The organism is Proteus sp. G2300, assembly GCF_009915965.1.
GTDB classification, from domain to species: Bacteria; Pseudomonadota; Gammaproteobacteria; order Enterobacterales; family Enterobacteriaceae; genus Proteus; species Proteus vulgaris.
In genome coordinates this window covers 486,690-507,369 of record NZ_JAABNK010000023.1, presented here as the reverse complement: position 1 = coordinate 507,369, position 20,680 = coordinate 486,690, and the positions used below count along the sequence as shown (strand labels likewise).

Here is a 20,680-nt window from a genome sequence, read left to right as displayed (position 1 = left end):
CCTTGTTTTTCTCTGTGTTTGAACTCTTCTCAAAGAATAACAATCCAGTATGAAATTCACCGAGCTTTAACTCTGTCTTAAAATAATCATTTTTTGTAAAAATTAGCCTAAATATAAAGGCGTAATAAAATAATTAGAGGTTTTTAGTGTCAACTGCAAACACACCTGACGATGGACAAAAACCGAGCCTGAATGCATTTAAACAGCCTCGCGCATTTTATCTCATCTTCTCAATCGAATTATGGGAACGTTTTGGCTATTACGGTCTGCAAGGGATCATGGCCGTTTATCTGGTTAAAATGCTGGGCATGGGTGAGGCTGAAGCAATCACCGTTTTTGCCGCATTTACCGCATTAGTTTATGGTTTTGTTGCTATCGGTGGATGGCTGGGTGATAAAATCCTTGGTACAAAAAGGGTTATTATCCTTGGTGCTATTGTTTTGGCAATTGGCTATGCAATGGTGGCTTTCTCAGATCACGATAAAGATGTGATTTATTGGGGGCTAGCAACCATTGCTGTAGGTAATGGTTTATTTAAAGCTAACCCATCATCGTTATTAGCAACCTGTTATGAGAAAGACGATCCGCAATTAGACGGTGCATTTACGATGTACTATATGTCTATCAACGTGGGTTCGTTTTTATCTATGTTGGCAACACCATGGCTCGCTGCTAATTATGGTTGGGATGTAGCGTTTGCATTAAGCGTTGTTGGCATGATGATCACCTTAGCAAACTTTATGGTTTGCCGTGGTTGGATCAAAGATAAAGGTTCTAGACCTGATTTTGAACCGCTTAATTATTTAAAATTATTATTAACGCTGGTGGGTATTGTTGCACTAACCGCATTATCTACTTGGTTATTACACAATAATGAAGTGGCGAGTTGGTCTTTAGCGATTATCTCATTAGGTATCATCCTGATTTTTGCGCGTGAAACCTTTATGATGAAAGGTGCTGCACGTCGTAAGATGATTGTTGCATTTTTACTGATGGTTGAAGCTGTGGTCTTCTTTGTTCTTTACGATCAAATGCCAACGTCTTTAAACTTCTTCGCAATCCATAACGTAGAACATTCGATTTTAGGTTTCAGCGTTGAACCAGAGCAATTCCAATCACTTAACCCATTCTGGATCATGTTAGCAAGCCCACTATTAGCGGCTGTGTATAACTTTATGGGTGATAAACTGCCAATGCCATATAAGTTCACCGTAGGGATGTTCTTAAGTGCAACCGCATTCCTAGTGTTACCACTGGGTGCAAGCATGGCAAATGAAGCAGGTATTGTGTCATCATGGTGGTTAGTCGCAAGTTATGGCTTCCAAAGTATTGGTGAGCTAATGATTTCAGGGCTGGGCCTTGCAATGGTTGCTCAACTTGTCCCACAGCGTTTAATGGGCTTTATAATGGGGGCTTGGTTCTTAACGTCAGCAGCAGCTGCCATTATTGCTGGTAAAGTTGCAAGTTTAATGGCGGTGCCAGAAGATGTACAAAGTGCACACGCATCATTAGAAATCTACAGCAGTGTCTTCTTACAAATCGGTATAGTAACGGGTGTTATTGCCATTTTAATGCTTTTAACTGCACCAATGTTGAGCAAAATGACACAGTAATTTGTAACATTCAGAAATGAAAGCTTAAGAAAATAAAGGATGCCACAAGGCATCCTTTATTATGTTTATGGTGATCCCATTCAGAAAAATTGGCAACCATAAAAAATACCGCCCGAATAAGGGCGGTTTTGTATAAAAGGATACTTATAGAACATATTTATACATTGATAAAGACTTAACCAACCACTTTATCAATTTGCAACGCAACGTCCTTTTCTTGGGTTGTTGGCTTTACAGCTGTCCATCCTTTATAAGCTAAAGGTAAGAACGCAACGGCAATAGCTAAGAATGAGACACCAGCGACATAATAGGCACCTGCCATAGCCGTCTTTTCTAACCATGCTCCTGTTAGCATTGGGGTTAATCCACCGAATACGGCATAAGCCATATTGTAAGCAAAAGACAATCCCGAAAAACGAATCGATGGTGGAAATGCTCTTGTACTTACAATTGGTGTTGTTGCAATCGCTCCCACAAAAAAGCCCATTAAGCCATAATTAAATGCTAACTGAAAACCTGACATAGCTGTATCTAAACTGCCATAGAAGTGGAATGCAGTAACAATCAAACCACCCCATGATAATATCATTGAAATTCGTGTTCCTAATTTGTCGCCAATCCAACCCCAGAAGATACAACCTAAAGTTAAGGTTAATGTTGCCACACAGTTTGCTTCTAATGAGGTAGTTCTATCAATTTTGTAAATCCCTTCAACAATCACGCTAGGTGTCATCAATATGGTGACAACAATAGCTGTTGATAAAGACCAAGTTAATATGGCTGTAATTAAACATGCCTGTTTGTGGTTTTTAATAACAGAAACGACAGGCATTTCTTGTGCTAAAGCTTTTTTCGCCGCCATCTCTTTAAAGATAGGGGTTTCTTGCAAAAAGCGACGTAAGTAAACAGAGATTAAGCCGAATATTCCCCCTAAGATAAAGGGAATACGCCATGCAAAGTCATTAACTTCTTGAGCGCTATAACTACGCTGAACAATAATCGCAACAATTGATCCTAATAAAATGCCGCCAGTAATACCTGATGTTAATGTCCCGACACCTAAACCATAACGTTGTTTTGGTGTATGTTCTGCAATAAAGACCCAAGCTCCAGGCATTTCGCCACCGATAGCCGCACCTTGCATGATACGCATCAATAACAACAATAAGGGGGCAGCAACACCAATGCTGGCATATGTTGGTAATAAACCAATAATTAATGTTGGAACAGCCATTAAAAAGATACTTAAAGTAAACATACGCTTACGGCCAATAATATCACCGTAGTGCGCCATAATAATGCCACCTAAAGGGCGAGCGAGATAACCTGCGGCAAAAATACCTAATGTTTGCATTTGTGCGATAAAGGCGTTGTCACCAGGAAAGAACAAGTGGCTCAATGTTTTCGTAAAGAACACGAAGATCACGAAATCATAGAACTCCAAAGTTCCTCCTAGTGAGGATAAACCCAACGTTTTATAATCGTTGCGATTTAATGGTCTTGCCGTAGGTTGACTCAACGGCTGAGTGGAGTGTGATTGTGATGTCATAATAACAACCTATAATAATCATCGTAATAAAATTAATAGCGAATAAAGTCACAAATACATTCTTTTAGGATCAGCAAATAAAATAAGGTAGAAATAAATAACAATAAGTGGTTATTTATAGGTTATTTACGTGAGAAAGAATAATGTTGTGATGATAGTTTAAGTTATAACAGGAAGCTCTTAATGATGTAAATAGGTCAAAATAAAACAATCAAATAGACTTTAAAATTAAACATTATTGGATTTAATTGTTTTTATTTTTAAATTTAATGGTGTTTTATTTTGATATTTGTCTTTTACTATATATAATATAAAAATATTGCACATTATTCTTAATGGAGAGAATTTTAATATTTTTAAATAAAATGGAGGTGATATTGAATATATTCATTATGTTTTAAATAAACGATTAAATAATAAAATTAGCTTAATTTTAATTTATTATTTTTTGTAAAAAAAGTTATTATTAGATAATTAAGAAAGTTATTCTTATTAATAATGAAAGATATGATCTGATAAGAAATAGATTACTAGCATATTCCACTATATGTTAAACCTAACCCCATTAACATTAAATTTCAATAGATTTATAAATATTGAAATTAAATGCCAGCAAAATTTATAATGCTAATCATATTTTTGTGTTTTTATGCACAATGTGTTTTTTGATACTTAAATTGCTAATTAAGAATAAAAACAAAATCAGGCATCAGAAAAGCAATTTTTGGCTATAATTACATCGATAGGTCAATTGATATGTCGGAGGATTTATGGTCTCTATTTCTATGAGTGCTGTTCTCTTAGCTGCAATTGTTCTGTTTGCATCTCTTTCTATCGTCGCATTAGGAGGGGGATTAGCATTAAAAACAATGCTGGATAACACAAAACACAGTGATAACTATGTATTGCATACTTCAGTTAAAAAGACATTTATCACATCACTGATGATTGTATTGTTGCTTGTTTACTATTACCTCTCAACAACGGGTTAATGATTTATTGTTATTTACACAAAAAAACGCCACTGTATTTTATTCACAGTGGCGTTAGTGTAATAAGCTTTATTTTAAACTAGGAAAATAGTAGCTAAACCTAAGAAGATAAAAAAGCCACCAGTATCGGTAATAGCCGTTATCATGACACTTGAACCAATTGCTGGATCTTTACCTAATTTAATCATGATCATTGGGATTAACACACCCATCATAGCGGCCATTAAGAGATTAAGCACCATCGCCATTGTCATTACGGCACCCATAGCAAGGTCACCATAAAGGAAGAAGGTGACAATCCCCATTATCCCCCCCCAAACAACGCCGTTAATTAAGGCGACGCCAAGCTCTCTTAAAATTAAGAATGAGAAGCTTCCGGTTTGAATTTGGTGCAGTGCTAAGGCACGTACAATCATTGTAATAGTTTGATTACCCGTGTTACCCCCAATACCTGCAACAATTGGCATTAGTGTGGCAAGCGCAACTAATTGCGAGATAGTATCTTCAAAGACACCGATAACACGGGAGGCAACGAAAGCGGTACATAAGTTGATAGCAAGCCAAGTCCAACGTGTTTTAACGGCTTGTCCGACTGGAGCGAAAACGTCCTCTTCTGGGCTCAACCCCCCCATACGACGAATATTGGTATCACTCTCTTCGTGCATGTTATCAACGATATCTTCAACAGTTAATCGACCCATTAAAAGACCATTACTATCAACAACAGCAGCTGAAATTAAGTCATAACGTTCGAACGCGCCCGCAGCATCTTCGCCTTTTTCTTCGGGCATAAAGCTCACGGTATCTGTTTTCATTACATCTGAGACAAGTTTGTCAGGAGATTGCGTTAAAACAGTGGTTAATGGAAGTTCGCCTAACAGATGATTTTTATTATCAATAACGAAAATTTTATCCGTTGCTTCAGGAATAGAGCCTCGTTGGCGTAAATAGCGTTGTACAGTTTTTAGCGTTACATTGCCTCGCACAGTGACGAACTCAAAGTCCATCATTTGACCCACGCTGTCTTTGGGATATTGCAGGACTTCTCTTATCCTATTACGCAGGCTTGGTTCTAAATAGGTAAGAAGGCGACGCATTGTATCGCGGGGTAAGTGCTCTGCAATGTACGCTTGCTCATCCACATGTAATGTGGCAACCGATCGTAATAATTCACGGTCGGTCATATCTTTAATTAAGCTGTCCCAAACGGCGACAGACGCTTCGACTAAAACAGCACCACGTTCATTATTATCAACCAAATGCCACAATGCGAGACGTTCGTCATAGGGAAGGGCTTCAAGAATATCTGCAATATCTGCCGCGTGTAGATCTTGTAGTAATTCTCGAACAGTGGTGATTTTTTCATGAAGTTCATGGTGGCTCAGCCTATCATTTTCACTTGCTTCCCCTAAAACGGTTTCAACAAAATGATCATCTTCAAGAAAGATACTCAAAATTTGCTGACGCAGGAGTGCCACTTTTTGTGAATACGGGTTGATGGCAGCCGCAGTATCATTGTTGATAGCTGGTTGAGACATGTTATTCCTTTTTAATTCTTACGAGGGAGATAACCATTAACAATAATTATTCCATTTTAGGATGATTATCGGTTTTCTCCGTATAAAAAATATGAATCTTGAACAATATTGCGTCGATGATGTTCATATTGTGGTCACAAATCAAACCCATGTTGTTATGTGATAGTGGTTGTAAGATAGATGCAACAAAAGACGCATTGGGTAGCGTCTTTTTCTGTATAATATCATATTGTTAAGCAGATTCCTCTTTTATATCCAGTTTCCAGCCAGGAACTGACTGCCAATGCTCTTGTTCTTTTTCTAAATCCAATTCCATCAATGTGTTATCGGAAAGATATTTTTTAGGAAAATAAAGAGTCCAATGATTTTCATCAGTAACTAAACGCAAAGATGCTGGTTTTGTTGTCGATTGTCGCTGATTATTAAGTAAAGTTGCTAATCTCAGTATTTGTACGAGTGGGAAATACTGTTTCTTTTTATAAAGATTAAATTTAGGTAGCTCATCCAATTTAATCCCTTTACGGTGATAGCGAACTAAGGTTGTTAATAAGAGTTGTTGTTCTTGATTAAAACCCGGTAAATCTGTATTTGAAAGAATATAGGCTGAATGGCGGTGCAACCCACTTAAATTAATGCTTAATCCGACTTCGTGTAACATAACCGCCCAAACCAAGATGGCTTCTAGATCAGGGCGAACGAGTTTTGGGTTTTGTTGCGCCCATTGCTCGTAAAGGGATTGCATCGTTTCAAGCACCCGCTTTGCTTGCTCTCTATCAATATTATAGTGTTCGGCAAGGCTCTTGGCTGTACGTTGGCGAATATCTTGATGGCGAAATCTACCTTCCATTTCATACAATACACCTTCACGTAGTGCTCCATCGGAGAGGTGTAGCGCTTTTAATCCCAAAGAATCAAAAATACCGCATAAAATCGCCAAACCGGGTACGAAAACATGCTTACGCTCATCAGATAATCCCGGTAACGAAATATCTTTAAATCTTTTAAAACGTAACACTTGCTTTGTTAACATAAGTAGGCGTTCAGGTGTGATAACACCGTCTTTTTCGCCAAACTCAACTAAGATCTCATGAGCAGCTTTAATCGTACCTGATGCCCCTAAAGCAACATCCCAGCCGGTCATTTTGTATTGCCATGCTATTTTTTCCATTTTACGCGCAGCTTTTTCTCGTGCTTTACGAAAAGCAGACTCGCTGATTTTTTGTTCAGGAAAAAATTGGCGACTAAAACTGACACAACCCATACGTTGGCTTTCAATTAATATAGGCTCAAAATTTTCACCAATAACTAATTCCGTTGAGCCACCACCAATATCAATAACAAGCTTTCGGCCTTTTTCAGATTGCGTATGTTCAACGCCCATAAAGATAAGTCGGGCTTCTTCATGTCCTGAAATAATTTCTATAGGGTAAGGGATGACTTCTTTTGCCCGTTGAAGAAAGACTTTTGCATTAGTAGCAACACGCAATGTATGCGTACCGACAACGGTCACATTTTCTGCAGGAAAGCCCTGTAACCTTTCAGCAAAAAGAGAAAGGGCAGAAAGTCCACGTAACATAGCTTCTTCGCTTAACTCATTGTCATCGTCAAGACCATCAGCGAGATAAACGCGCTGTTTTAAGCGACTTAATACTTGCAATGCGCCATTAACAACACGTGCAATTATCATATGAAAACTATTAGAGCCGAGGTCTATAGCCGCAATTTCTAAAGGACGAGGTGAAGAGTCATCTTGTGATAAAGGCATAAAATTACGCTCGTGATCCGGGTTGTTCTAACAATTTAATGTACTCATAGACAGCAAGCTGGGAACGAATTTTACGTTTATTTCCACGAGGAACATAGCTATTTGTTAAATCTTTATCGATAAAACGCGCTTTAACGGTGTCATTAAATTGAATATCTAATATATCAAGAACGCGTTGTTTCAGTTGAGGATCAAGTAAAGCCACCGCAACTTCAATACGATAATCAAGATTTCGCGTCATCCAATCGGCAGAAGATAAGAAAATTTTCTCATCACCTTTATTGGTGAAAACATAAACGCGATCGTGTTCTAAAAAGCGATCAACAATACTGGTGACTTGAATATTTTCACTAAATCCTGGCTGGTTAGGCACTAAAGAGCACATGCCTCGCACTAAAAGTCGGACTTTCACACCAGCTTCTGATGCGTCATAAAGGCGATTAACCAACTCTTCATCGACTAAATTATTCACTTTTAAAGTAATGCCAGCAGGATGCCCGGCTTGAGCACTGTGAATTTCATTAGTAATGAATTGGTTTAAAAGAGTTCGTGAATTTTGAGGTGAAACCATCAAATGCTCAAAAGTAACAGGGCGGTAAGGGTTTTCAATAAAACTAAAGACGCGACGTACTTCATTGGTTATTTCAGTATTTGCTGTTAATAGCGAATAGTCAGTATAAAGACGCGCTGTTTTTTCGTTAAAATTCCCAGTACCAATGTGGGCATAACGAATAATTTCGCCATTTTCTAATCGAGAAATGATAAATAATTTTGCGTGAATTTTTAAACCCGGTGCAGAGAAAATAACGTGAACACCAGCCTCTGTTAAGCGTTTTGCCCAATGAATATTGGCGGCCTCATCAAAACGAGCTTGTAACTCGACAACCACAGTGACGCGTTTACCGTTGTGTGCGGCGTGGATCATGGAATCGATAATCCGAGAGTCTTTTGCAACACGGTAAATATTGATTTTGATTGAAATAACGCTTGGGTCAAAAGAGGCTTGGCGCAACAACTCCAGCACATGTTCAAAGGTATGATAAGGATAATAAAGTAAGACGTCTCGTTCCCTAATGGCATCAAAACCATTACGAAAATTATCAAACCAAATATGACGTAAACGCGGAATAGGTTTATTTAAGAGAAATTTACTGCCTTCATTTGGAAAGTTAATAAAGTCTTTAAAGTTATGATAACGCCCGCCTGCGATAACGGAGTCGTTATTTGATAAACCTAATTTACTGCGCAGTAACGCCACCATTTCATCTGGCATATCACGTTGATAAACAAAACGCACAGGCTCTGCGGTAAGGCGTTGCTTTAAGGTTGATGACATCATTTCCAGTAAACTAGATTCCATTTCTGTCGCAAGATCGTATTCTGCATCTCGCGTCATTTTCATCGAATAAGCATTTAATGAGTCATAATCAAAAAAGCCTTTAAAAACTTCATCAAGGCAGTAACGTAAAATATTATCCAATAAAATCATGGATTTTTTCTTACTGCGTCCTTGATCAGTAGGTAGGATCACAAAGCGAGGAACTTTATCAGATGGAATTTCTAATAAAGCATAATGAATCGTTTGCCCTTGTGCAATTTCAACGGCTAAATAGGTATAGTCATCTTTAAGAAACTCAACCAAATTAGTTTCAGGATTAATTAAAATGGGCGTAATGTGTTTTCTTAAATTTTGACGAAAATATTGGCGTAACCAGATTTGTTGATTAGGCGAGATTTGACGCTCATTAATTAAGAAAATTTGATTTCGTGCCATTTCGAGCAATAAATCGTTATATAAAGCATCGAACTCTTGGTCAGCCTTAGCCACTTTTGATTGAATTTTTTTGATAAGATGACGAGCATGGCTTGAGGCAGAGCGAGAGCCTCGCTCCTCATTAATTAAAATACGACGTTTGACATCCGCAAAACGGACTTTATAAAATTCATCAAGATTATTTGAGTAGATCCCCAGAAACCTGACTCTTTCAATTAACGGGTTTCGTTTATCAGCAGCTTCTTGTAATACACGTTCGTTGAACGCAAGCCAACTGATTTCTTTATCAATATAGAGTCGTTCCTGGGACATCTGAACTCCAACTAGGGTTAAAGTTAAATCTTAATATCTGAATAAATCAGACATGTTGCTTAATAGTCGCACCCGGTTTGACAAAGTTTTCGGGCTTCGCTTCTTTGGCTTTTTGCTCAAAATAAGGTGCTTGGAATGTACACATTCTAATTGCAGAACGATAAGCACCGTTAACAAAAAATTCATCTATTAAATCACCTTCTTTTTTAAAACCAAGCTTTTCATAAATATGAATCGCTTTAGCATTTTCTTTATCAACGATTAAATAGAGTTTGTATAAATTAAGAACAGAAAAAGCATAATCCATGGCTAATTTTGCCGCTCGTGCTGCATAGCCATGACCTTGATGTGCAGGTGCTATGATAATTTGAAATTCGGCACGACGGTGAACATAATCAATTTCAACCAACTCGACAAGCCCTACTTTAGTGCCTTCACTTTCAGCAATAAAACGGCGTTCACTTTGGTCGTGAATATGTTTTTCATATAAGTCACTTAACTCAATAAAAGCCTCATAAGGTTCTTCAAACCAATAGCGCATCACGCTGGCGTTGTTATCAAGTTTATGGACAAAAGAGAGATCTTCTCGTTCGAGAGGACGTAATTTTATAGGTGGAACTTTCTTACCACCGGACATAAGCACCTCGGTGAATGCATTGAATAAAAAGAGAAAAGGGTGACACAAAAAAAGTCACGCGGGCTACAGTGTAGCACAATGTGACTTTTTAGCTTAAACGAAATAGTTAATCAAGATTGTCGAACAGTGCAATATCATCAAGATAAGCTTGATTGTTCTTCATTGTCAATCGGTCTTCAGCTAACCAACGGATCGCTAATGGGTAGATACGATACTCTTCTATTTGTATTCTAGCTTGTAATGATTGTTCAGTGTCATCGGGAAAAACCGGAATACGCGCTTGAATAATCATTGGGCCACCATCAAGTTCTTCAGTGACAAAATGGACGGTAACGCCATGAAAAGGATCTTTATTCGCTAAAACCTGGCGATGAGTATGCAATCCTGGGTATTTGGGGAGCAAAGAAGGATGAATATTTAATAATTTATGCTGATAATGAGCGACAAAAGCAGGTGATAAAATACGCATAAAACCCGCTAAAACCACGATATCAGGTTGATAAACATCAATTTTTTCAATTAACGCTTTATCGTAATCAGCGCTATCATTAAATTGGGTTGGATCAACAAAATAAGCCGGAATATCAGCCTGTTTTGCACGTTCAAGGCCATAAGCATTCGCTTTATTGCTTAAGACAGCAACCACATTACCTGTGATTTTATTTGCCCTACAGGCGTCAATAATCGCCTGTAGGTTGCTGCCGTTTCCTGAAATAAGGACAACGATATTTTTCATTCACATGTTTTCATTAGTTAATAATAACTTGTGCTTCACCTGTCGCTTGTGGCGCAATTTCACCGATAAGCCATGCATTTTCACCACATTCAGCAAGGTGAGTTAATGTTTTTTCAACATCATTTGGGTTGACAGCAATTAACAGTCCGACACCGCAGTTAAAGGTGCGATACATCTCATGCGTGCTGACTTGTCCTGCTTCTTGTAACCATTTGAAGACAATAGGCCATTCCCAGCTTTTACTTTCGATACGTGCTTGCGTATTTTCTGGTAGTACCCGAGGAATATTTTCCCAGAATCCCCCACCAGTAATATGTGCAACTGCATGAATATCAACATTTTCAATTAATGACAGCAGTGATTTCACGTAAATACGTGTAGGTGCTAATAGGTGATCAGCGAGTGATTTGTCACCAAGTGGAGTACTGTCCGCTTGTGTATTACTGACTTCAAGAATTTTTCTGACTAATGAATAACCATTGGAATGAGGGCCACTGGATGCTAGAGCTATTAATGCATCACCAGTTTTAACTTTGCTACCATCAATAATCTCTGATTTTTCAACTACGCCGACACAAAAGCCAGCGATATCATAATCATTACCGTGATACATCCCCGGCATTTCTGCTGTTTCACCGCCCACTAATGCACAGCCTGATTGCTTACAGCCTTCAGCAATACCCGTTACAACACGAGCTGCGGTATCGACATCTAATTTTCCTGTGGCATAGTAGTCAAGGAAGAAAAGGGGTTCGGCACCTTGAACAATTAAATCGTTGACACACATTGCGACTAAATCAATACCGATGTCATCATGGCGATTTAAATCCATCGCAAGGCGGAGTTTTGTACCCACACCATCGGTGCCTGAAACTAAAATAGGTTCGCGGTATTTAGATGGAATGGCACATAATGCACCAAAACCACCTAAACCGCCCATCACTTCAGGACGGCGAGTTTCTTTTACTACACCTTTGATACGATCGACTAAAGCATTACCTGCATCAATATCGACACCGGCATCTTTATAGCTGAGAGAGGATTTGTTAGTCACGTAGAGCCCTCACGGCAAGTTGCTGTTAAGAAAAAAATGTGTGCGAGCGTTATTCTAACAGGCAAAGCAAACGTTTGCGAGGATCTTCTTTCTAGGTCACAATTATTCATGTTGGTGCGGTTAAAAGCTGTGCGTTTGATCAAAATCAATAGAAAAACGATGGAATGTTGGCAAAAAAGCGGTATAATCTCGCGATTTTTTTGTCAGGCTGCGTCGTACATTAGGAGAAATTATGAAGATCGTTGAGGTAAAACACCCACTCATTCAACATAAATTGGGGCTGATGCGAGATCATGATATAAGCACTAAGCGCTTTCGTGAACTGGCTTCAGAAGTTTCCAGTCTACTGACGTATGAAGCTACCGCCGATTTAGCAACAGAGACGGTAACAATTGAAGGTTGGTGTGGTCCGGTAGAGATAGAACAGATTAAAGGAAAAAAAATCACAGTAGTTCCTATCCTCCGTGCAGGTATCGGGATGATGGATGGAGTATTAGAAAATATTCCTAGTGCCCGAATCAGTGTAGTTGGCGTTTACCGCGATGAAGAAACCTTAAAACCCGTCCCTTACTTCCAGAAATTAGCATCCAATATTGAAGAGCGTATGGCTCTTGTTGTTGACCCTATGTTAGCAACAGGCGGCTCTATGATTGCCACAATTGATCTATTAAAAAATGCGGGCTGTACTTCAATTAAAGTATTAGTACTGGTTGCTGCCCCTGAAGGTATTAAAGCATTAGAAGAAGCTCATCCTGATGTAGAGCTATATACTGCATCAATTGATAGCCATCTTAATGAGCATGGGTACATCGTTCCAGGTCTTGGCGATGCGGGTGATAAGATATTTGGTACAAAATAATAATTAAGCCGACTTTGATAGTCGGCTTTTTTTTGGACCACTTCTTCGCTTTATCTTGTTCTATAGTTAGAAAATATAAACCAATTTCACATTCATATTAAAGAGAGGTCGTAAGCATGACTCGTCGTGCAATCGGGGTAGAAGAGCGCCCACCATTATTACAAACAATCCCGTTGAGTCTTCAACATCTGTTTGCAATGTTTGGCGCTACCGTACTTGTGCCAATTTTATTTAAAGTTAATCCGGCAACAATATTATTATTTAACGGGATCGGAACCCTGCTCTATCTCTTTATTTGTAAAGGACGCATTCCTGCTTATTTGGGTTCAAGTTTTGCGTTTATCTCACCAGTACTTTTACTTTTACCATTAGGGTATGAATTAGCTCTTGGGGGATTCATCGTCTGTGGCGTGTTATTTTGTCTTGTGGCAGGTATTGTAAAAATAGCAGGACGAGGCTGGATTAATGTGATGTTCCCTCCTGCGGCAATGGGCGCAATCGTTGCCGTCATCGGACTAGAGTTAGCAGGAACGGCAGCCGGAATGGCGGGCTTATTACCCAGTGCAGATGCGCCAGTTGATAGCCAAACATTGCTTATTTCTATGGTTACTTTAGGTGTGACTATCTTAGGTTCTGTGATGTTTAGAGGATTCCTTGCTATTATTCCTATTCTTATCGGGGTGTTAGCAGGTTATGCGCTCTCTTTTTTCTTGGGCGTTGTTGATGTTACCCCAATTAAAGAAGCTAACTGGTTTGCACTACCTACGTTCTATTCTCCGCGTTTTGAATGGAGTGCTATTTTTATTATCTTACCCGCAGCATTAGTGGTTATTGCGGAACACGTTGGACACCTTGTTGTTACAGCAAATATAGTACAACGTGATTTAATGAAAAATCCAGGCTTACATCGCTCTATGTTCGCAAACGGTTTCTCTACCATTATTTCGGGTTTCTTTGGTTCAACACCAAATACGACTTATGGTGAAAATATTGGTGTGATGGCTATCACTAAAGTTTACAGTTCATGGGTGATTGGTGGTGCGGCAATTCTCGCCATTTTATTATCTTGTGTCGGCAAACTAGCCGCAGCTATTGCAGCCGTACCTGTTCCAGTTATGGGGGGAGTATCTTTATTACTTTATGGTGTTATTGGAGCTTCAGGTATTCGTGTCTTGTTAGATTCGAAAGTTGATTACAATAAACCACAAAACTTGATATTAACGGCTATTATTCTGATTGTCGGTGTGAGCGGTGCTTCCATTCAAATTGGTGCTGCTGAATTAAAAGGTATGGCATTAGCAACCATCGTGGGTATTGTTTTAAGTTTAGTCTTTAAACTAGTCAGCATTGTTCGCCCTGAAACAGAATTAGTGGATAACACCATTGAATCGGTAAGTGGTACAGCAAATAAAAAATAAGCGATATGCTGAAGTTAATGAAAAAGGTGGATAATTTCCGCCTTTTTTATTGCACTTTACTTTTATGTTAATATGAAAAACTAAGATTTTTGATATTTTAAGTGTTTAAAACTTAGAAAAGCATCATTAATTCAATCATGATGTTTATTTAAATAAAATAAATGAGACAATGGGGGCTAATTCTTGTGCGAAATAGACATCTTATCTGCTATTTGAATGATGTTTGTTTTAAGGTGGGATGCGTCTCAAAAAAGGTATAACGCAATTTATGGAAAAGCTGATTGAAATTTATGATTTCATTACATCAAAGCAGATTTTTACCACAGTATTTTTAGTTATTGTGCTACTGGTAGTCTGGTTTTTCGCCAAGATGATTTTCCGCAGAATAGCAAAGCGATTGCTTTTTTTATTTACTGAACTTTCAGATGAAGAAACTATTGAAGATATCGCTAAAAAGAGTGCCTCTATCGTTGCGGTAACATTAGTTCTCTATATTAATCAGTTATTACCATCTTTTTCACATGAGATGAATGTGATCTTTGAGACGGTTGCTCGAGCTTTTATTATTATCAATATTGCCTCATTGCTTAATAATGCCCTTGATATCTTTAATATTAGGCATGCAAAAAAAGCATGGCATCGGAATAATTCTATCAAAGGTTATATTGAAATTGCCAAAATTGTCGTTTGGATAATTTCTTTTATCCTGATTATTGCTCTCTTTACTGAGCAATCACCACTTATTATTATCTCAAGCTTTGGTGCTATTGCTGCGGTATTAATGTTTGTTTTTCAACATACTCTTATTTCATTTGTTGCCAATATTCTTATTTCCAACGGCAAAGTATTAAAGCTTTATGATTGGATAGAATTGCCAAGTAGCAATATCAGTGGCGAGGTGATTGATATCGCATTACACACCATCACCATACGTAATTGGGATAACACGATTTCACGTATTCCGACAAAGGATTTTTTGACAGAAAAATATACTAACTGGCAACCGATGTTTTCATCAGGAGGACGTCGGATTAAACGTAGCTTTTATATTGACCAATCTTCTATTTCATTTGCGACGGAAGAGTTGGTTCTTGAATTAAAAAATACTGTACCTCTTCGTAAGAGCATAGAAGCGATGCTTGAAGGCAAAGAAGAAGAAATTGGTGATATTAATGTATGGTTAGAAACAAAAGGGGTGACCAATTTACAGCTATTTAGAAAGTACATGCTAAATTGGATAAAAATGCGTGGCGATGTTCGACCTGATATGTATTTGGTGATCAGAACAATGCCACCAACTCCAATGGGATTACCTGTAGAGTTATACTGTTTTACCCGAGCAACGACTTGGGTTGAATATGAAGAAACACAATCTGAAATTTTTGAGTATATAAACGCATCAGCTAAATATTTTAAGCTCGATATTTATCAACAGCCGTCAGGTAATGATGTTGCGAAATTAAAATTCAAATAATAAAGATGATTAATTAAACAAAGAATTCGTTTCGGATTTTGCGCTAAATAATTTTAGCTACGGCTAGGTGACAACAGGAAGTATGAGAAGTATACAAAATAGGCTTATCAGGATAATTTTGCTGTTATCTTCATCAGTATAATGTGCTTTTTTAATATTGGTTCTGACCTTGTGAGAATTTGTGTTAGAATCTCCGCGTTTATTAAACTATTCAGGTGAGGTGCTTCTGAATACGCCGTCACAGCTATCATTACCACTATCTCTGCCCGACGATGAGACATTCGATAGCTTTTATGCAGGAGAAAACGCGTCGTTAGTCGCGGCAATCCAAACCGCCATTCATCAATCTCATGGCAGTTATATCTATTTCTGGTCCCGCGACGGAGGTGGGAAGAGCCATCTATTACATGCTGCTTGTGCTGAACTTTCATTAAAAGGTGATGCTGTTGGGTATGTGCCACTTGATAAACGAGCCTATTTTGTTCCCGATGTCCTTGAAGGTATGGAGCATTTATCGTTAGTTTGTATCGATAATGTTCAATGTATCGCGGGAGATGAAGAGTGGGAACTCGCTTTATTTAATCTTTATAACCGCGTTTTAGAGCATGGTCGAACTTGTTTATTAATTACCGGGGATAGACCACCTCGACAAATCGAATTACAACTTCCTGATCTTGCTTCTCGACTGGATTGGGGGCAAATTTATCGTTTACAGCCATTAAGCGATGAAGAAAAAATTCAAGCATTGCAATTGAGAGCAAAGCTTCGTGGGTTTGAATTACCTGAAGATGTGGGGCGCTTTGTATTAAAACGCCTGGATAGAAAAATGCGGACACTCTTCGAAATGCTCGATGAGCTTGACCACGCATCTATTGTTGCTCAACGTAAGCTCACTATTCCCTTCGTGAAAGATATTCTTAAACTTTAGCTTTACCTTTGTTAATGCTATTTCTCATCGTGTTAGGCAAGGTAAATAACGCAAGCTCGCCTCTATCGTCTAAATTAAAACCTACTAAAAAATCATGTTGTTATGGCGATGTTTTGTATTAGATACAATAAAAAAAACCGCTTGTCTTTGTAAAAGGCAAGCGGCGAGAAATACAAACAATAAAGGAGGAGGGTTAAATAATTAGTGAGCTTCTACTACTTTGGCTTTCTTTTGAGGTATCAGTAAGAAAATCAGATACAGTACAGTAATTGCAACAGTGTAGCCTGTGAAAATTAACCAGAATGATTTCCAGTCAACAGCACCATTGGTGGTATATAAGTCAATGACCCAGCCACTTAACATTGCGCCCAAATAAGTACCAAAACCATTCACCAAGGTCATAAACATGCCTTGTGCTGTTGAACGATATTGTAATGGGATCTCTTTTTCTAAGAATAATGAACCTGAAATATTAAAGAAGTCGAACGCACAGCCGTACACAATCATTGATAATAATAAGACGATTTGGCCTAATGATGTGTAGTCGCCATAAGCAAAGAAACCGAAACGTAAAATCCAAGCAATCATACTAAATAAAACAATAGTTTCGATTCTTACACGTTTTAGTAACAAAGGCAGGAATAGAATAAACACGACTTCTGAAATTTGTGAAATAGATAAGAATACAGAAGGATAACGTGCAAAGAATGAATCATCCGCATTTGGAGATTGTGCAATATCTTGTAGGAAAGGTACACCAAATGTATTGGTAATTTGCAGTACTGAGCCTAATAGAGTTGCGAAGAATAAGAAAACAACGACATTTTTCTTTTTAAACACCTGTAAGATATTTGAAAGACTAAATGCGGCTTCTTCCATTTTAATTTCATTTTCATCAGCTGATTTAGTTGCAGGTAAGAACATTGCAAATACAGCTAAAACAAGAGAGGCGAGTGCTGCAACAAAGAGTTGGTGATAACTATTTCCTAGACCTAAGAAACTAATAACCCACATAGCAGCGATAAAACCGACGGTGCCGTAAACACGAATTTTGGGGAAGTAGTTATTAGGCTCTAAATGTTTTTGCTCTAATAGTTCAAAGATGATGCTGTTTGCCATTGAAATACTTGGCATAAAGAACAATAAATGCAACAGGGTAGCAAAAAATAGTGTGGTGACTGTTGTCATTTGCGACATCAACACTAATGCTAATGCAGAAAAAATATGCAGGGTAATAAACACTAATTTGCGGTTATTTATTTTATCTGCAATAAATCCCATGATGACAGGTGCGATAAGTGAGGCGAGTCCAAGAGCACTGAAAATAAGCCCAACATCACTACCTTTAAAATGCAGTTCTCCAAAGAGGTACGAGGCGAATGTGACCAGCCAAGATCCCCATATAAAGAATTGGAGGAATGAGACAAGTTTTAATCTAAGTACGATATTCATCTGTTTTCCTATTAGCCTAGCAATCACCCGACATCATAATGATGATTGGTTGGTTTTAATTGCCCGTAATGTTGGCTATAACGTTGTTTATTTCACATACATCTATAACTTCATTTCATATCGATTAATTGTCATCAATTTAAAAATTAACAACCAAAGAAGAGATAGAGTAAATAACAAATTGAAAGTTTATTGCTGTATTGCAGTATTATTTAAAATGTATTTTTTTTGTTAAATTTTTTCTTGGATGATAATGAAAAAATATTTTGGCGAGAATTTAGCGTTTATCAACTCTGCTATCATATTTTCTGATGCCCATGATATGTAGGAACGTATTCGTGTAAAGAGACTTGAGTCACAATATAAATGAAACAAATGATTATTTTTTCTTTTTAAGGTGATCTATAGCGGTATTGTGTGATCTTGATAGACATTTCAAAAAATGATGATTTATTAGCCATAAAAAATATGAAAATGAGATGAATTTTTTTGAAAGCAAAAAGAGATTACTTTTTTCCTGTTGAAGAAATAAAGAACACTTTATTAATTTAGGTGATTACAATTTAATAACATTTGGTGATTTACGTCTAAATAGGGAAAAGAGAGTAAACGGTTGCGGTATTAATGATAAAACAAAAAGAATAAAGCCTATCTCACACATCGCTAAGTATAGGCTTTAATTTTCTACTCTTAGCTAAATAACTCTTTCACTTGCTCTGGTGGGCGGCCTAAACGGGCCTTATTCCCTACAACCACAATAGGACGCTCAATAAGCTTAGGGTTGTCATGCATTGCTTGGATTAATGCATCTTGTGATGTTTCGTCAGCAAGTTCGAGCGTTTTATAGCTATCTTCTTTTGTGCGCATTAATTTTCTTGCATCATCAAAACCTAATGCCTTAAGAAGTATTTTAAGTTCTGCGACTGAAGGTGCTGTATCTAAGTAGAGAATAACCTCAGGGGTTATTTGCATTTCTTCTAGTAAATGTAAGGTTTCACGGCTTTTTGAACAGCGTGGATTATGATAAATCGTCACTTTCTTGGTCATGTTGTCCCTTATTTAAATTGACTGTCTCTTTGTTGTATTTTTCTTAACTGGTCAATACGCGCGTCAAAGCGTGCTTGATCATTACTGCCTAGTTTAACTTGTCTACTTGCATCACCTAGATAACGGATCGCTGTTTCAAAGTCACCTCTGAGTGCTAAATCTTCCGCATAAGCTGCTAATTCATGAGCTCTATCACCTTGTTTAGCAGCGTTTTCTGCCATTAATTGCCAACCAATGGGATCACTTGGGTTATCAAATGTATAACGGTAAAGCAGTCGATTCGCTTCGTTATATTGCTTATTATGCATGTAGGAATTGGCTAAGTTAGCAATAATGACATTGTTATTTGGTTTTTGTTTTAATGCTAATTGTAATCTTGCGACAGCATCTCTCGCCCGATTTTGCTCTAAATCGATATCGGTTATCGCGTCAATAAGCCAAATATTATTAGGCTCTTTTTCTAACATTGGAGTTAGCAGTTTTCGTGCTTCATCAAATTTACGATCACGAGAGTAAATTAATATTTGCGCATAATTAGCTGCTGATTTTTCAATAGCAGTGCCTTGCTTAAATTGATCAAGCGTAGTTTGAAATGCGTTATCTGAGGCGGGATTTTTATTTAACATGGCGAGTACACGCATTTTGGCAAACAGAAAATCAGCTGACTGAGGAAGTTGGCGTGCAGGATATTGACTAGCTCGGCTTCTCGCATCAGATAATCGGCTATCTGGTAAAGGGTGCGTTAATAACATTTCAGGCGGTTTAGAGCTATAGCGGACCTGGTCGGCAAGAATTTGCATAAAATCAGGCATTCCCTTGGGATCAAATCCAGCTCTGTAGAGTATTTGTATCCCAATACGATCAGCTTCTTGCTCATTCATTTGTGTAAACGTGATCATATTCTGCTGCATCCCCGCCATGCTTCCCGTAAAGGTCGCTAGCCCAGCATTGGGGTTTGCCATAAAAATCAAGATAGAACCTAACACCCCTGCAAGTGCAAGTGGTGATGTCTTTTTTTGATCTTCAAGCATTCGTGCTAAATGACGTTGTGTAACATGCGTGATTTCGTGGGCCATAACAGAGGCTAATTCGCTTTCATTTCGGCTATAACGAAAGAGTGCAGAATGCAAAACGATATTTCCCCCAAAATAAGCAAACGCGTTAATATTGGGATTGTTAACCAAATAGAAGTGAAAGGGGGTTTTTACTGAATTGGCATTAGAAACGAGTTTTTGCCCTAAATTATTAATGTAGTTAGAAAGTAATGGGTCAAAAACTAATGGTGCACTATTTCGCAGTTGGCGAGTATAGTAATCACCCATAGCGATTTCTTGATTAATACTCAGCGTTGAACCTGCTGTGGTTCCCATATCAGGTAAGGAGTCTTCAATATCAATTGCAGCATGTGCTGGTACGACTGATGTTGATAGCAACGCAGAAACAAGAAGCGCGACTAATGGTTTTTTAAGTCTGAGTTTCATACAACTGTATCCTGATGGCTATCCTAACAAAAAATTAATAATTAATGATGT

Annotated in this window: 16 protein-coding genes; 6 read left to right on the top strand and 10 right to left on the bottom strand. The window is 38.0% G+C overall.

The window, feature by feature from the left end; translation table 11 throughout:
• Positions 1-146 precede the first annotated feature (146 nt).
• Positions 147-1,613, top strand: a complete 1,467-nt coding sequence (gene dtpA / locus GWI97_RS13860; protein ID WP_036936044.1) for a dipeptide/tripeptide permease DtpA — start codon at positions 147-149, stop codon at positions 1,611-1,613.
• Between the two features lie 175 nt (positions 1,614-1,788).
• Here the strand turns inward: dtpA and GWI97_RS13855 are convergent, their stop codons facing one another.
• Positions 1,789-3,162: an MFS transporter gene (locus tag GWI97_RS13855; RefSeq protein WP_036936047.1), complete on the bottom strand. Its 1,374-nt coding sequence runs from the start codon at positions 3,160-3,162 to the stop codon at positions 1,789-1,791.
• Positions 3,163-3,932: 770 nt separating this feature from the next.
• Between GWI97_RS13855 and GWI97_RS13850 the strand changes: the two genes are divergently transcribed.
• A complete protein-coding gene (locus GWI97_RS13850; protein ID WP_036936049.1) occupies positions 3,933-4,154 on the top strand; it encodes a hypothetical protein in 222 nt (73 codons plus the stop codon).
• 74 nt (positions 4,155-4,228) lie between these two features.
• On the opposite strand, the gene mgtE is transcribed toward GWI97_RS13850, so the two are convergent.
• The 6 genes from mgtE to purM all read right to left on the bottom strand — a co-directional run bounded on the left by mgtE (position 4,229) and on the right by purM (position 11,970).
• A complete protein-coding gene (gene mgtE, locus GWI97_RS13845; RefSeq protein ID WP_036936052.1) occupies positions 4,229-5,692 on the bottom strand; it encodes a magnesium transporter in 1,464 nt (487 codons plus the stop codon).
• A gap of 232 nt (positions 5,693-5,924) precedes the next feature.
• Complete coding sequence (ppx, locus tag GWI97_RS13840; protein ID WP_036936055.1) at positions 5,925-7,457, bottom strand: exopolyphosphatase; 1,533 nt, start codon at positions 7,455-7,457, stop codon at positions 5,925-5,927.
• 4 nt (positions 7,458-7,461) lie between these two features.
• On the bottom strand, positions 7,462-9,543 hold the full coding sequence (gene ppk1 / locus GWI97_RS13835; protein WP_036936058.1) for a polyphosphate kinase 1: 2,082 nt from the start codon (positions 9,541-9,543) through the stop codon (positions 7,462-7,464).
• A gap of 46 nt (positions 9,544-9,589) precedes the next feature.
• Complete coding sequence (speG, locus tag GWI97_RS13830) at positions 9,590-10,180, bottom strand: spermidine N1-acetyltransferase (RefSeq protein WP_036936060.1); 591 nt, start codon at positions 10,178-10,180, stop codon at positions 9,590-9,592.
• 106 nt (positions 10,181-10,286) lie between these two features.
• Positions 10,287-10,916 (bottom strand): phosphoribosylglycinamide formyltransferase, encoded by a 630-nt coding sequence (purN, locus tag GWI97_RS13825; RefSeq protein ID WP_036936063.1) that lies wholly within the window; start codon positions 10,914-10,916, stop codon positions 10,287-10,289.
• Positions 10,917-10,929: 13 nt separating this feature from the next.
• Positions 10,930-11,970, bottom strand: a complete 1,041-nt coding sequence (purM, locus tag GWI97_RS13820; protein WP_036936066.1) for a phosphoribosylformylglycinamidine cyclo-ligase — start codon at positions 11,968-11,970, stop codon at positions 10,930-10,932.
• A 232-nt stretch (positions 11,971-12,202) separates the two neighbouring features.
• Between purM and upp the strand changes: the two genes are divergently transcribed.
• The 4 genes from upp (at position 12,203) to hda (ending at position 16,649) form a co-directional block, all read left to right on the top strand.
• Positions 12,203-12,829, top strand: a complete 627-nt coding sequence (gene upp, locus GWI97_RS13815; RefSeq protein ID WP_036936069.1) for a uracil phosphoribosyltransferase — start codon at positions 12,203-12,205, stop codon at positions 12,827-12,829.
• Between the two features lie 116 nt (positions 12,830-12,945).
• Entirely contained in the window at positions 12,946-14,247 is a 1,302-nt protein-coding gene (gene uraA, locus GWI97_RS13810) for a uracil permease (protein ID WP_036936071.1), read from the top strand.
• Positions 14,248-14,515: 268 nt separating this feature from the next.
• Positions 14,516-15,721 carry a mechanosensitive ion channel family protein gene (locus tag GWI97_RS13805; protein ID WP_036938960.1) on the top strand — a complete coding sequence of 402 codons (1,206 nt, stop codon included), beginning with the start codon at positions 14,516-14,518 and terminating at the stop codon, positions 15,719-15,721.
• 220 nt (positions 15,722-15,941) lie between these two features.
• Positions 15,942-16,649, top strand: coding sequence for a DnaA inactivator Hda (hda, locus tag GWI97_RS13800; RefSeq protein WP_036938961.1), 708 nt, complete (start codon positions 15,942-15,944; stop codon positions 16,647-16,649).
• A 201-nt stretch (positions 16,650-16,850) separates the two neighbouring features.
• Here hda and GWI97_RS13795 read toward each other — a convergent pair whose 3' ends face one another.
• From GWI97_RS13795 to GWI97_RS13785, 3 genes are all read right to left on the bottom strand, one after another.
• A complete protein-coding gene (locus GWI97_RS13795; protein ID WP_036936074.1) occupies positions 16,851-18,101 on the bottom strand; it encodes an MFS transporter in 1,251 nt (416 codons plus the stop codon).
• A gap of 690 nt (positions 18,102-18,791) precedes the next feature.
• Complete coding sequence (gene arsC / locus GWI97_RS13790; protein ID WP_036936077.1) at positions 18,792-19,148, bottom strand: arsenate reductase (glutaredoxin); 357 nt, start codon at positions 19,146-19,148, stop codon at positions 18,792-18,794.
• Positions 19,149-19,156: 8 nt separating this feature from the next.
• Positions 19,157-20,629 carry a beta-barrel assembly-enhancing protease gene (locus tag GWI97_RS13785; RefSeq protein ID WP_087802199.1) on the bottom strand — a complete coding sequence of 491 codons (1,473 nt, stop codon included), beginning with the start codon at positions 20,627-20,629 and terminating at the stop codon, positions 19,157-19,159.
• Positions 20,630-20,680 lie beyond the last annotated feature (51 nt).